This is a genomic window from Microvirga sp. 2YAF29, from assembly GCF_052114605.1.
Taxonomy (GTDB): Bacteria; Pseudomonadota; Alphaproteobacteria; order Rhizobiales; family Beijerinckiaceae; genus Microvirga.
This window is the reverse complement of record NZ_JBFRFB010000028.1, coordinates 1-14,135: the sequence shown is the minus strand read 5'-3', so window position 1 is coordinate 14,135 and position 14,135 is coordinate 1. Positions and strand designations below refer to the sequence as shown.

8 protein-coding genes are annotated in these 14,135 nt (G+C 56.6%); 3 read left to right on the top strand and 5 right to left on the bottom strand.

What is annotated here, in order from left to right; translation table 11 throughout:
• Together AB4Y85_RS19170 and AB4Y85_RS19165 are read right to left on the bottom strand one after the other, a co-directional pair.
• On the bottom strand, positions 1–1,854 hold a 1,854-nt coding region (locus tag AB4Y85_RS19170; RefSeq protein ID WP_441986503.1), incomplete at its 3' end, for a cadherin domain-containing protein.
• A 293-nt stretch (positions 1,855–2,147) separates the two neighbouring features.
• The gene (locus AB4Y85_RS19165; RefSeq protein ID WP_441986502.1) at positions 2,148–5,483 is read right to left on the bottom strand and encodes a beta strand repeat-containing protein; all 3,336 of its coding nucleotides are present in this window, start codon (positions 5,481–5,483) and stop codon (positions 2,148–2,150) included.
• 515 nt (positions 5,484–5,998) lie between these two features.
• Between AB4Y85_RS19165 and AB4Y85_RS19160 the strand changes: the two genes are divergently transcribed.
• The gene (locus AB4Y85_RS19160; RefSeq protein ID WP_441986501.1) at positions 5,999–6,499 is read left to right on the top strand and encodes a MarR family transcriptional regulator; all 501 of its coding nucleotides are present in this window, start codon (positions 5,999–6,001) and stop codon (positions 6,497–6,499) included.
• Positions 6,500–6,996: 497 nt separating this feature from the next.
• Positions 6,997–8,064: a response regulator gene (locus AB4Y85_RS19155; protein WP_441986500.1), complete on the top strand. Its 1,068-nt coding sequence runs from the start codon at positions 6,997–6,999 to the stop codon at positions 8,062–8,064.
• A 920-nt stretch (positions 8,065–8,984) separates the two neighbouring features.
• Here the strand turns inward: AB4Y85_RS19155 and AB4Y85_RS19150 are convergent.
• Together AB4Y85_RS19150 and AB4Y85_RS19145 are read right to left on the bottom strand one after the other, a co-directional pair.
• The gene (locus AB4Y85_RS19150) at positions 8,985–11,186 is read right to left on the bottom strand and encodes a cadherin domain-containing protein (protein WP_441986499.1); all 2,202 of its coding nucleotides are present in this window, start codon (positions 11,184–11,186) and stop codon (positions 8,985–8,987) included.
• Between the two features lie 320 nt (positions 11,187–11,506).
• Entirely contained in the window at positions 11,507–12,808 is a 1,302-nt protein-coding gene (locus AB4Y85_RS19145) for a calcium-binding protein (RefSeq protein ID WP_441986498.1), read from the bottom strand.
• Positions 12,809–13,101: 293 nt separating this feature from the next.
• On the opposite strand from AB4Y85_RS19145, the gene AB4Y85_RS19140 reads away from it, so the two are divergent.
• Positions 13,102–13,485 (top strand): YybH family protein, encoded by a 384-nt coding sequence (locus AB4Y85_RS19140; RefSeq protein WP_441986497.1) that lies wholly within the window; start codon positions 13,102–13,104, stop codon positions 13,483–13,485.
• 225 nt (positions 13,486–13,710) lie between these two features.
• Here the strand turns inward: AB4Y85_RS19140 and AB4Y85_RS19135 are convergent.
• Positions 13,711–14,135 (bottom strand): M10 family metallopeptidase C-terminal domain-containing protein (locus AB4Y85_RS19135; RefSeq protein ID WP_441986496.1); only part of this gene is annotated, 425 nt, incomplete at its 5' end.

Genomic DNA, 14,135 nt, shown 5'->3' with positions numbered 1-14,135 from the left:
CTTATTGGGACGGCTGTCGAACACGAACACATCCTGGCCGGCCCCGCCGGTGAGCACGTCCTTGCCCGCGCCGCCGGCGAGCACATCGTTGCCCACCTCGCCCAGGAGCACATCGGCGCCGGACAGCCCCGTGAGCACGTCGTTGCCGGCCTCGCCCTCGAGCCGGTCGGCGCCCGCCGTGCCGGTGAGCGTGAACGGCGTGACCTCGACCGCATCCGTCACCTGGAGCTTGAAGCTCTGGCTCACCTCGCCGCCATAGGCGTCCCGGGCCACCACCGTCAGGCTGTGGCTGGCCTTCGTCTCGAAATCGAGAGGACCCGTGAGCACGAGGCTGGTGCCATCGATGCGGAACGGGCTGCCTGCGGCAAGGCTGTAGCTCAAGCTGTCGCCATCGGCGTCGCGGGCCGAGAGCGAGGCGATGAGCGTGCCCGCGAGCGCGGCCTCCGACACGGACGTCGACGACAGCCCCAGAGACGTCGGAGCGCTGTTCCACAAGGCCACGGTCTTGTCGTTAAAGCGGAGAAAGCGGATGTCGCGCAACAGATCGGTGCCGTTATTTCCGGTCGCCGTCCAGGTGCCATCGCCATTGTTGCGGTATGCCGTTAGATCCGAAGCGCCAAAGAAGTAGGCGGTATTGGTCCCCGCTCCCCCTTCCAGCGTATCATTGCCTCGCTCGCCGGCGAGAAGATCGTTGCCCCTGCCGCCGATCAACAGGTTGTTTGCCTCATCTCCCCAAAGATCATCGTTGCCATCGCCCGCGATGACGTTCTCAATCCCGACGAACATGTCATGCCCGTAGCCTGTATCTCTGGAGAGCGGATTCTCCTGACCCCGCAAATCGATCCTGGCATTAGCGGAGCCGGAAAATACAACCGTATCGATCCCATCTCCGCCAATAAGGGTATCGTCGCCGGCTCCACCCTCCAAAGTGTCATCGCCGTTGCCGGCCGATAAAATATTGGCTCCGCTATTTCCGATAAGGCGGTCGTTACCGCCGAAGCTCGTCACGTTTTCGATATTGAGAAGTGTGTCGAGGCCGAGGCCATAGACAGGTTCAAGACCGACGCTTTGCTTACTTGATATGCCGAGGTCGACTCTGACGGAACGATCCTCATCCATTGATACGATGTATGTATCGATCCCATCTCCGCCATCGATGATATCGTTGCCGCCTCCTCCAGCGAAAATCTCGCTGCCGGCACCTCCATAAGCGGTATCGTTTCCGATGCCAAGATCGATCAGACCGACGATTTCTCCACCTCGTCCGTCATAGATATCGTCGCCGGCATCAAGGAGCACATCGCCGGAAATAGTGCCTTGGTTCTGGATATACTCGTTTCCGCTCAGACCTCTCAGAGCGACATGTGAGCCTGTCCCGTCTGCATTTGCGTAACCGCCGATTATGGTGCCGGTGTTAAAGATCTTATTGCCCGAACCGTTGTTGGCCGACAATAAAATCGCCTCAAATCTCAACGTGGAAATTACTCCGCCATTGATAAAGGTATTGTTGCTTCCATAGATGGCAAGCGAAGTCGACATACTTGACGAGATTTCGCCGTCATTGAAGATTTGATTGTTGCCAATCCCATTGAGGCCGATGATAGCGCCATAGCGGCGTCCGGACAGAACGGCATCGTGTCCCAAAGTCAGGATGTTGGCATTACCATCGAGCGTGGCACCGATTTGGTCACTGATGACGCTTCCGTAGATTGATACCTTGGCCATTCCAGCGCCAACGATGCCATGCCCGAGAGCGTTCAGCACACCCTGCCTCGTCACGATCAGCGGATTGTCAGGAGTGACTGTTGCTCCAACATCGTTCGTATTGACGGTTGTTGAGATTACCTGCGTCATCGTTCACTCCTTCAGTAAAGGCTGAATGGCACACTTTCCGCTACGTCGTCCCTAGCTGAACAGCCAGGTTTTTCGCGGCCGAATTAGCGCAGGGTGCGGTATCGCACTTCTGTTTTCCTGGTGAGATTAGCGGCTCTCATATGCCGTGCCAGACGGCCGGCAGCCAAAGCATCCGCGCTTGGCGTAAATATTCCAACGGATCAGCGTGCGAGTCTCTTCATCGGCATACTCAGACAGAAATGCCGCCACGGCTTTCGCCGGGCGGCATTTCTTCATAGCTGATTGGCTCTCGATCAGATCACGTAGAAGTCGTGATAGAAGAGCTTCTCTTTGTTGGTGAGGGTCGCAAACTTCACCTGGGCCGCTTTTCCTGTGCCGTCCGCATCGTAGTACAGGTTGCCGGTCTTCTTGTCGTAGATGATGCGGTCATCCTTATCGTGCGCCTTGCTGCCCTCGTAGAACATCTTCGACTTGAACTTCTCAGGCTTTGTCGGCGTGCCCTTGCCCAGTTTGGTGAAGACTGCGTTGTCGAGCCAGAAAGTATCGTCCCTGGATTTGAAGTCGTAGATCTTGTCCACGTTCTTGGACTTGTGCAGGCGCGTGTCGAACACGAACGTGTCCTTGCCCGTTCCGCCATACAGCCTGTCATTCCCGTCCAGACCATAGAGCTTGTCGTTGCCGCCCTGGCCTTTGAGAATATTAGCGGCGGCATTGCCCCGAAGGATATTGGCGCCGCTGGTTCCGGTTAGGGGAGTGTTGACGCCCTCAGGAATGGCGGCGCTGACAGACGACGGGAGCTTGGACAGATCGTATGCTGTCTTCAGCAGGACGATGTTGTTGCCTTCGCTATCGATGATGACATCCCCGGCATTGTCGATGACGTAGATGTCATCGCCTGCACCGCCGATCATCGTATCCGCCCCGGTGCCGCCATCGATCCAGTTGCCCGCCGTATTGCCAGTGATCGTGTTGTTCAGCGCGTTACCCGTGAGGGAAATGGCTGCAGAGCCCGATGCTCTGAGCGCTTCGATATCTGCGCCGATCGCGTAGTTCTCCGACGTAATCACCGTATCGTAGCCCGAGCCGCCAGCCTCGCTGACGACATCGGCGCTGTCCACGTGATAGGTATCGTCGCCCGCTCCGCCATAGAGGACGTCGCTGCCGCCTCGGCCAAGCAGGATATCGTTGCCGCCACCACCGAACAAGACGTTGTTGCCGCCATCGCCGTAGATAGTGTCCGCGAGGCTGGTGCCGACGACATTCTCGATGCTGAAATACCGATCGCCCTGGGCATATCCGCCCTGGCTGGTGCCGTCCAACACGACCGTAACCCCGGCGGTCGACGCCGAGTAATCGACCGTGTCGCTTCCGGCCCCGCCATTCAGCACATTGGCGTTCGCATCGGCGACGAAGGTGTCGTTATAAATTGAGCCGATGACGTTTTCGATGCTGATATACTGATCGTCCTTAGCATTTCCGCCAGAGCCGAGTTTGGTGACGAGGTTCACCACTACGGCAGCCGTGGATCTTGCATACGACACGGTGTCGTTGTTTCCGCCGCCGTCCAGAGTGTCGGCACCTGCCCCACCATCGAGGATATTGGCGTTGTTGTCACCGATGAGCTTATCGGCGAAGGCGCTGCCGATCAGGCCCTCGATTTCGATCGTGCCCCCTTTGCGGCTGTACCAATCACCCGCCGCGTCGCCCGTGTTCTGCGTCCGATCCGCGAGCGAAGCCGTCACTGCGGCTGTAGCGTTCTCGTAGGATGCATAGTCAGTGCCGGCGCCGCCGACCAGGGTGTCCCCGTCGCCGAGGGTATCCATACCGCCGCGCGCCTCAAGAACGTCATCGCCGTTGCCGCCCTCCAGGAAGTCGGCGGCCGTCCCGCCGATCAGCGTGTCATTGCCGTCATTGCCGAAGAACTCGTTGTATGTATTGGCGCCGATGAAGGTATCAGCATATTGAGTTCCGCCATAGGCATCGATCTCGATAAAGACATCGCCTTTCGCTTCGCCCGTGCTCTTGTTGGCCGCACCTTGATTCAGCAGATCAAGGGTGACGCCGATGCCGGCCTTGGAATATTCATAGGTCGCGATATCCCACAGAGCACCGCCTTCGAGCGTATCGGCCGCAATACCTGCGCCACCATACAAGCGGTCAAGGCCATCGCCGCCATAGATGTGGTTTGCACCCGCATTACCGCCCAGGATGTCATTGCCGATCGTGCCGTTCAGGTTCTCGATCGACACATAGGTATCGCCGAGCGCGTCGCCGGTGTTGGCGAAATCGCCGCCCAGGCTCGCATTGAGCCCTATTATGGTGCCATCGGGAAGGGTAGCACCGTGGCCGCCATTGTAGTCGGCCATGTCAGCGTCGCCTGCGCCGCCATCGAGGAGATCTTTGCCTGCGCCGCCGTTGAGAATATCGTTTCCGGCAGCGCCATAGAGCTTGTCGTTGCCACCGTTGCCGCGCAGAATGTCGAGGCTATATTCCGAGCCGTAATAGATATCGGCCCGTGCCGTTCCCTCGACCGAGACGGCTTTGATGCGCGGATCGACGATCGTTGTCGAGATACTTGATCCACCAGGATAAGACGGATCATGCCATGTGATGGAGAGGCGGCCATCCTTCATCTCAGAGACCGCAGGCGTGTATTGCTGCCCTGTGCCGTCATTAGCAGCTCGGGAGTTGATGGGGAGTTTTTCTCCCAGCTGACCGTTGGCCTCGATAATCCTTAGGAATACGTCACCGTTATCTGTAATCCTGCCATTCGAGTCTTTAACGATTTCCGTGTAAACAACTGCAATTCGACCTCCTCTCAGTGCCGTTGCACTGACGAAGTCGTACTCGTCCAACCCTTCGCGTGTGATCTCAACGGTAGCGCCACTGGCGAACAGCTTTGCCGTTACGGTTTTACCGGCATTGTAAACGATGGCGGACTCCCCATTCGGGTTACCTCCATCATCCTTCAGGGCGACGACATCCGAGCGAGCACCTAGTCCAACCGAAGTCTGGGCGCTAAGTGGACCGCTCGCGGACATCGCCCGGTAATAGATCGTGCCACTGATGGAATAGCTGACGATATACCTGTCCTCACCAGTGGCGATGACATCGGCCCATTGGATGCCATTGTTGGATGCAACATCGAAGGTACCAGAGATCGTGCCGTCCGGGTTGTGCACCGAGAACTTGATGACGTTGCCGGTTTGGTAAGTTGAGACAAATCCACCATCTAGCTTGCTCGCAATTGCCGGCCGATATTGGTTAGCGCTGACAATATTCCCCGCAATGACTTGCGTATCCTGGACCGTTCCGTCGGCTTTGAATATTCGGGATTTGTAGGCCCAACTATTACCCGAGGTGCTCGACTCCTGCCAGCTGACCACGAAGTCTCCGTCCGCTCCAAAAGCCTGGACCTCCGAGGTATATTGCTTGTCGCCCGCCGTATCGACAGCGCGTCTCGTACCGACCTTTTGGCCAGCGCCATTATATTCCTGGATGTAGATCCGACTGTCGCTTTCGGTCCAGGAAACGACATAGCCGCCATTCGGCAGGTTCGCGATATTCGATTTACTCAGACCAGATTTCGCTAGGACCAAGTCCTCGGTGCCCCAAATCTTAAACGTCATATCTTCTTCCCTTTCGCGGTCTTGGAGCATCGATCCGGGTCTTGTCGAATCGAAGCGCTGAATTATTGAAGGATTGAGATGACATAAATGACGTAACGTCTCCCTAGTTGAACAACTAGGAAATGTGCAGCAGGTGCTTTTTTTGTTTGAGCAATGTGTGCTGGCACACTCGCCTCTGAGCCGCTTGCATTCAGCAAAAGACTGAGGCAACGCCCTCATCCCAGGAAGCTCAATGACACTTGAGCATTCTTGGTGTTTCACATTGTCACGTCGTGAGTCTTGAAGGCCGCTGAATGCCCGAAAGCATATTCGTAATATTATATATACATTTTGACCTGAAGCCATGGAGCCGAAACGCTACATGACTTATGTCCAACTAGGACGCAGCAGCGGCCCAGATCTTTGATTTAGCCAGTACATCGCTAGCGCGGCACTTTCTACAAAAGGCCCTCCCCCAGAGCTACAGGATACCTTATTGATGGACCCTGCCGTGGAAGCCGAAGGACCGAAGTGGGATGAAGAAGCCGAAAGCCATCAAGACCGTTTCCGAGGAAATCGCCAAAGCCGCCCCGCGTACGCTGTCAAAGTCCAGCGTGGAGCTCACGGCTGAAGAGATGGCCATCCTGGAAATCGAAGTCGCCTGGCTGCATTGGAGATCGGATTTCCGCAGAGCCGTCGTCGCCTCGGGCCAGTTGCGGACCCCCTGGCGAAACATCTTTGAGGCAGATGCCATCTTAAGCCTCATCGCTCATCGGTGGCTGACCAAGGCTCCCATCACCCTCAAGGAAATTGCGACCTACCTGTCTGAATTTTCCACTGAAGCAACTATATCTCGTCACATCGACGATATGGAATTCGCCGGAATGCTGGAGAAGATCAAGGATCCCGCGGATAATCGAAGGCTCCTTCTCATTCCCACGGAACGCCTGCTGATCGTGGGGCGGAACTTCCTCCAAGCCAAGATTATGTTCATGAAAAATAAGGGCTTTATCCCAGATCCTATCGATTCGAATTGACATCAAAACTGCAACTAATCTCCTTTGTCTCGCTCGACCTAACTATATTATATATAACAGTGACGTGAGGTTATTCGCTCTCGTCAGTGTTGATGCGGAGATCAGTGGCTTGGCTCTGAATAAATGCCAAACTTAATTGGCCGAGCAGTTTCGGGACTCCGAAGCCGCGCGTCGGAGCGCTCATTCACCCACCGCAAATCGCAACTACTTCATGGTGTCAGTATTCCCGCTGCCATCAAAGGGCTTCTTATGTCCAGAACGACGTATAGAGCTTAATAAATGATAAGACTGAGTGGGAAAAGGTTGAAGCGGCTTCTCATGCCGAGTGGCGAGGCAATACTCGTTCAGTATTCTCGTTAGCTTTACTGGACGTAATGGCATCACCCATTCGCATGAAGCAGCGGCTTTCCAGATTGTCTAACTCAGAGCGGTGCGAACGGCGGGTTCTCACCAAATGTTTCGTACGCGTACTTTAATCTAGCGGGTTGGGGCGAAAGATGACTGTGAGTGAAGGAAGCGTCCAAACAGTTCTTTATGTCGACCACGATAAGTGCAATCGTTCGGCATTCGCAGCTGATCTTAGCAGCATCGGATATCAGGTTACTGAAGCCAGCAGCGCCGACGCTGCAATCGCCGTGCTTGCCGGCATCCGCCCAAGTCTCATCGTCTGCGACGATTCCCTGCCCGACATGTCTGCCACGGAACTTCTCAAAGCAGTCCGTGAAAACTACGGCGCTTTGGATGGGACGCCCTTCATTGTCGTTTCCTCAAATTCGGATCGGAAAAGCGCGCTCAAGCTGAGAGAGCTTGGCGCTGACGATGTCATCGTGCGGCCGATCGATCCGGATACGGTGAAAGCGACGTTTCAAGCATGCCTTGCCCAGGTGAAACGTCTTCAGCGAAGCCAAACACCTGCTTCAGTTTACCACGAGGCCGTAAGTTATAAAGGGCAGCCGTTAGACCTCGAAATCTTGTTCTCCAACATTGCCGGGACATTGGACGGGATGTCGCGAGGTGTCATCTATCTCGATGGCTCCGGCAACATAAAGAATTTGAACCGAACTGCCGAAGCGATTCTCTCTGAAGGCGGCTCCCTGATGGTTGCCGCCGGCCGCCTTTGCGCGATGCAGCCAGCGTCCGCGCGCACATTACGGGATGCTATTCGAGCCGCCACGGCAGATCAGCCGAGTTCCAGTGTCGTGCCCATTCCGCGCGAAGCACAGGCGCCATTGGTTGTTCATATATGCCCCCTGAATATCGGAACCCAGGCAGGATTACCGACGGTCGCCGTCATCGTTGTCGATCCGTCTATAAATCCTCCTCTCTCGGCTCCGATCATCGCGAAGATCTATAACCTTACGCGCACAGAGGCACGCATCGCTGTCGCTTTGGCGGATGGAAACAGACTGGAGCAGATCGCGAAGCAATCCAACGTGTCTCTGGCCACCGTATCGTTCCATGTTCAGAACCTCTTCCGTAAAACGAGGACGACACGCCAAAGCGATCTAGTGGCATTGCTCATGCGCAGCTCAATCAGCACTCCTGTCTTGCAGATAGCGGCATAGAGACGCCAAAATAAGAACGCCTTATAGAAGGCCTAACTCATTGGGCGCGCCAGATCACAAAATATAGACTCGTTTGTGCAAGCGAAATTTCGCGCTCGCCCACCTGGCTTGATTGCCAGTGACCAGGACAACAAGATAGCTTTCCTATCGCCAGCCGCTGCATGGCGAGAGTGAGGTGTTCCATGACATCCCAGCATCTTGAGAATATCGCGAAGGCCCTCTTCGGTATCGAACAAGATGGGACATGGGACGACGCGTCGGACAAACTCCGGAGCGACTACCTTGAACTGGCTCACACAGCTGTTCTGCTCATGGAAGATTCGCCGCCCTCCATCCGACGCTTACACGGGTCGGGGACCACTCCTTTATCGAAGCTCCCAACTCCTGTTTCAAAGCTCGATGCGTGAGGGAACAGCGAAAGAGTTCCTGCTTTCCTTCCATCCGAATTCAGAGCGTATGACGCTTTCACAGTAAATCTCGGAAGGGCAAGCCGCGATGCGAAATGTCCTTCGCCAGCGCCCCTCTCACTTACGAGACAGAGCGAAGAAAGCCCGTGAAAGGAACCGCACGCAAGAAGGGCCGCGCTGGAATCTTGAATTAGTCCAGTTTGCGGCCCCTCCCCCGTACTGCCCCTACGGGAGATCAAGCAATAGCGGGTCTGCCCAGTATGGGGCACCTGCATTTGTACTAAGACTGAAGTAGTATATTGCAGCTCGAGATACAGGTTGGCACTAGAGACAAGCCTGCAGGCTTCACTTCAAGCGGACTATTGTACTGCATTGCAGTCGGGGCGGTGAGACGGCATGTAGAACCCTCCTGACGCGACGTTCAGGAGGGTCCGCTTCGCGAGAAGACGCATCTTGCGTATCTCCTTCACGGCGCTTTGCCCGTGAGGGATCTCTGTTGAACGAAAGCTCGGCTTAGATGACGAAGAAGTCCTTGTAGGTGAGCTTCAGGTTCTTGGAGAGGGTCGCAATCTGGACCTGCTCCTGCACGCCCGTGCCGTCGGCATCGTAGTACAACGCCCCCGTCTTCTTGTTGTAGATCAGATTGTCGGAGGCATCGTGCGCCTTGGTGCCGGCATAGAACTCGGCACTCTTGAGCACGCCTTTCTTGTCCAGCTTCGTGAACACGCTCTTCTTCAGATGGATCGTGTCGTCCTTGACATCAAAGTCGACGATCCTGTCCTGGTTCGCCTTGTTCACTTTCGACAGCTTCGACAGCTTGGTGTCGAACACGAAGATGTCCTGACCGGAGCCGCCGTCCAGCACATCTTTGCCTGCGCCCCCATACAGCTTGTCGTTGCCCGCTCCGCCGTAGAGCTTGTCGTTGCCGTTCAGGCCGTACAGAACGTCGTTGGCATTGCGGCCTTGAAGCACGTCATTCTTCGCGGTGCCCCGCAGAATCAAGGGCAGGTCAGGATTGTTGGGGTCCTTCGGATCGTTGTTCTCCACCACGTCCGCCACAGAGATCGTCAGCACCTGGGTGGTGCCGGCGCCATAGCCGTTCCAGGCCTTGACCGTGATCGTATGGCTGGTCTTGGTTTCGTAATCGAGCGGGCCGGTCAGGATCAGGTTGTTGCCGTCGATCTTGAACGGACCGTCCGTCGATACCAGGCTGTAGCTGATCGCGTCGCCATCCGCGTCGACGGCCGTCAGGCTGGAGACGATGGTCGAGGCGAGAGTGCTCTCGCTAACTGCCGCGGTCGTCAGCCGGATGTCGGTCGGCTCGCGATTGTTGAGGCGATAATCGAGATCGTCGAAGCGCAGAATCTCGACCGTGTTGTTGACCGTATCGGTTCCGTTGTTGCCGGTGGCACGATCCGCCTTGGTGTCGACAACGGTATAGTTCGTCGCATTAGCTGTGATCGTGTATTCCGAAAACCTGCCGCTGTAGACAGCGATGTCAGTGCCGTCGCTGCCAGCGATATTATCGTTTCCAGCCTCCCCGACCAGAATGTCGTCACCGTCACCGCCGGAGAGCCTGTCATTGCCCTCGCCCCCGAAGAGAGTGTCGAGACCAAGCCCACCCTGCAGGGTGTCGTCGCCATACCAGCCCTGCAGGTTGTTGTCGCCGTCATTGCCATCGAGCAAGTCATTGTAGCGAGAGCCGATCAACCCTTCGATGCTGTCGTAGCTATCGCCTTTGGCATCTCCGTCATTGACGTTGCCCGGGACCTTCAAGCTCACCCTGATGCCGACCGTTGTTGTCGAATTCCACGAGGCGTAGGTTGCGAAGTCAAAACCGTTACCGCCATGGAGCTCATCGCCGCCGGCGCCGCCGTCGAGACTGTCGTCGCCTTCCCCGCCTTTCAGGCTGTCGTTACCGTCGCCGCCCTCGAGACCATCGTTGCCGGCCTCACCCTGCATGGTGTCCCCGCCGCCGATGCCGTAAATCATGTTGTTCTGATCGTCACCGACGAGCAGGTCTCCATTCATAGAACCGGCGATGTTCTCGATGCCGTCATAAGTGTCGCCGGCTGCATCATCCGTGTTGCCCTGCGGCGCGCCTAGATAAACCCTTACCCCGATTTTGGCATCGGAATAATTCGCCATGTCGCCCAGGCCTGCGCCGCCGACCATATGGTCGGCACCAGCCCCGCCGATGAGGATATCGTCTCCATCACCACCGGTGAGCGTATCCTCGCCGGCGCCCCCTCTCAGGATGTCGCCGCCCGCGCCACCATCGAGATGGTTTGCCTCGGCGTTACCGACAAGGGTGTCATCAAAGGCGGAGCCCACAAGGCCCTTAATCTTGTTGAGTTGGTCACCGGCGGCTTCGCCCGTGTTGTTGCCTTGATTGACAAGATCGACGGTTACTTTGGTGGCGGACTGGTCGTAATGCGCATACGTAAAATCGTCGCCGCCATAGAGCGTATCGGCTCCAGCGCCGCCCCAGAGATGATCGTTCCCGTCGGAAGCAAACAGCTGATCGTCTCCTTCGCCTCCGTACAGAGAGTCATTACCGCCAAAGCCGTAGATCGAGTCGTTCCCACCATACCCGTGGATGATGTCGTCTGCTCCGTCGCTGCCCGGAAGCGTATTATTTCCATCGTCTCCGTCAAAGAGTGAATTGATTTGGAATAACGCCGCCCGGTCCGTCAGCTTACGAAAATCGCCCATGGTCGCCTCTGTGGTAGAGTAATGCAGAAAGAAGGGCATGCCACGCCTTCCGTTGCGTCGTCTCCTCCCTGAACAGATAGGCCTGGGAGGCCAGATCAGCACAGGGTGCGACAGCGCACTTCTGATCTTCTCGCCTACGGCGCCGAGATACAGGCGGAGACAATCGACAGCTCTTGCCGAACCGTTCGCAGGTGAGGAGACGGCATAAAAAGCCCCTCCTGAAGCGACGTTCAGGAGGGGCTGTCTCGCGAGAAGATGGCTCTTGAGATTCTCCCCGCTGCATTCGTCAGCGAAGAGGACCCCTGGAACGACGACGTGGCTTAGATCACGAAGAAGTCCTTGTAGGTCATCTTGAGGTTCTTATCGAGCGTTGCGAATTTGATGGCCGCAGCCGCAGTACCCGAGCCGTCAGCGTCATAGTACAAAGCACCATTCGACTTGTTGTAGATGATCCGATCACCCGCATCCTTGGCCTTCGAACCGATGTGGAAGGCGGCAGAGGCGAGCTTGCCCACTGTCAGAGCAGCGAAGATGCTGTGGTCCAAGCCGATCTGATCATCGCGGGTCGAGAAGCCGGAGACCTTATCGACATTCGATGCGCTGAGCGCCGTATCGAAATAGAAAGTATCCTTTCCAACGCCGCCCATGAGCTTGTCGGCGCCGAGACCGCCATAGAGCTTATCGTTGCCGGCGCCACCATCCAATTGATCGTTGCCGTCGCGACCCTCAAGGATGTCGTTGCCGTTCATGCCCTTGAGAGTGTTCTTGCCAGCGTGACCGATGAGCAGATTGGCTTTGACATTGCCTGTCAGATTGATGGTCTTGCCGCCGACGATCTCGTCCGCGACCAAGCCTTCGAGCTTGTCCTTGGATGACATCGTGGTGGTCTTGGCCACCATCTTGGCATCGAGGCCGCCGGTATCGATGATGATATCGACCTTCTCGTTGTACTTGTAGACGTCGTTGCCGTTGCCGCCCTTGAGAATGTTCGGGCCTTCGCCGCCGCCGCCGATCAGCGTGTCGTCGCCTTCGCCGCCATCGAGCACGTCGATGCCGTCGCCGCCATCGAGATAATCGTCACCCGCATTGCCGTAGAGCAGGTCGCGGCCATTGCCGGCGGTGACCCGCTCACCGGCAGCGCTGCCGAAAAAGCGATCATCGAGAATTTCGGCGGGATTGGTGTTCAGGTTGACGAGGATCGTCTGGTTCGGGCGAGACCAATTGACGAAAGCGGTCCTGGAAAGATCGAGATTGACGGCCTCGGAACCACTCGTGAAGACGATCGTATCGATACCGGCGGCGGATCCGACAACCTGCGAGACGCCGAAAGAGCTGTTGGCATTGTACGTGAGCGTCGTTGACGGAGTTGCATCTCCGAACGTCAGGACATCGATTGCGTTAATGGAATTGAAACTCGCGGAGCCGAGAAGCTTGACGACATCCCATTGAGTCTCGGCACCCTCGCCAACGTTGTTGGTGCCTGAAATATCGGCGTTGGTCACGCCGGCATTGACAATGAACGTATCGTTACCGCCCATGCCGTAGAAGATATTTTCGGGATCGACGACCCCCGCATTCAGAATGAATTCTTCGTTGGTATCGTTGCCGACTGTAATAGCCATCGTTAGCCCCTCTTGAAAGCATATTACATGCCATATTCCGCACCGCGCCGTCCCTAGGTGAACAACTAGCTTCCGCCAGTCAGACCAAGGCAGGATGTGGCTGCGCCCTGCCGCTTATGGCGGCCTCAATGTCAGAGGGCGTTGTCACGTCAAACCGGAGTGAGGATGGGAATATACAGCGTACGTGCCCTTGTACTTTCTGAAATGAAGTTTCATAATCACTCATGATCTTCAGAAACTACATGGCCTTTGGTGCCTTTCTCATGCTAGCCGATCCCGCAACAGCGCAAACAATGCCTTCGCCCCAACCTATCATCGAGGCCGATACGGCCTTTAGTGCCATGGCCCAAACCGAGGGTCTGGCAAAAGCTTTCGTGCATTATGCCGACCAGGATGCGATCCTGCTGCAGCAGGGCGCGATGCCGATTTACGGCAAGACGAAACTGGCCGAGAAATATAGCAAGATCCAAGGCTCTCCCTTGAGCTGGGAGCCGCTGAAAGCCGAAATCGCACAGAGCGGCGACCTCGGCTACACCTTCGGCCGCTACACGCTGAAGGGAGCCGATGGGATCACTGTCGGCGTCTATGTCAGCGTCTGGAAAAAGCAGGCGGATGGATCCTGGAAATATGTCGTCGACGGCGGTGGGCCGACGACTGCTTTAGCTGAGAAACCCTAGTCGACCATCGCCTCACGAAAGCCGAAACCGCAAGCGGCAGGATGCCGCTTGCGTCGTTGAAGGAAAGAGCCGGATTACGGCCACTCGCATCGAAGATTCTAGACTTATCCTTTCTAGGAATCTTCGAATCGTAGGGCCATTCTGATCCGGCGTCTTCCTGCTCCTTGATGGTCTACACCTGACAATCCTGCTCCACTCAGATTGCAACAAAGCTGTTGCCTCCGCTCAGATGACGAAGAAGTCCTTGTAGGTCATCTTGAGGTTCTTGGAGAGCGTGGCGATCTGGATCTGAGCCTGTGCGCCGGTGCCGTCGGCATCGTAGTACAAGGCCCCCGTCTTCTTGTCGTAGATCAGGCGGTCGTCCCGGTCGTGCGCCTTCGGGCCCTGGTAGAACTCAGCACTCTTGATCACGCCCTTCTTCGCCATCTTCGTGAGCACGCTCCTCGCCAGATGRAKCGTGTCGTCCGCCACCTTGAAGTCCTCGATCCGATCAACGTTCGTCGTCTTATTGGGACGGCTGTCGAACACGAACACATCCTGGCCGGCCCCGCCGGTGAGCACGTCCTTGCCCGCGCCGCCGGCGAGCACATCGTTGCCCACCTCGCCCAGGAGCACATCGGCGCCGGACAGCCCCGTGAGCACGTCGTTGC

Coding starts and splice junctions, on each gene's coding strand:
- AB4Y85_RS19165 (WP_441986502.1), bottom strand. CDS start 5,483: ATGACGTTTAAGATTTGGGGCACCGAGGACTTGGTCCTAGCGAAATCT.
- AB4Y85_RS19160 (WP_441986501.1), top strand. CDS start 5,999: ATGAAGAAGCCGAAAGCCATCAAGACCGTTTCCGAGGAAATCGCCAAA.
- AB4Y85_RS19155 (WP_441986500.1), top strand. CDS start 6,997: ATGACTGTGAGTGAAGGAAGCGTCCAAACAGTTCTTTATGTCGACCAC.
- AB4Y85_RS19150 (WP_441986499.1), bottom strand. CDS start 11,186: ATGGGCGATTTTCGTAAGCTGACGGACCGGGCGGCGTTATTCCAAATC.
- AB4Y85_RS19145 (WP_441986498.1), bottom strand. CDS start 12,808: ATGGCTATTACAGTCGGCAACGATACCAACGAAGAATTCATTCTGAAT.
- AB4Y85_RS19140 (WP_441986497.1), top strand. CDS start 13,102: ATGCCTTCGCCCCAACCTATCATCGAGGCCGATACGGCCTTTAGTGCC.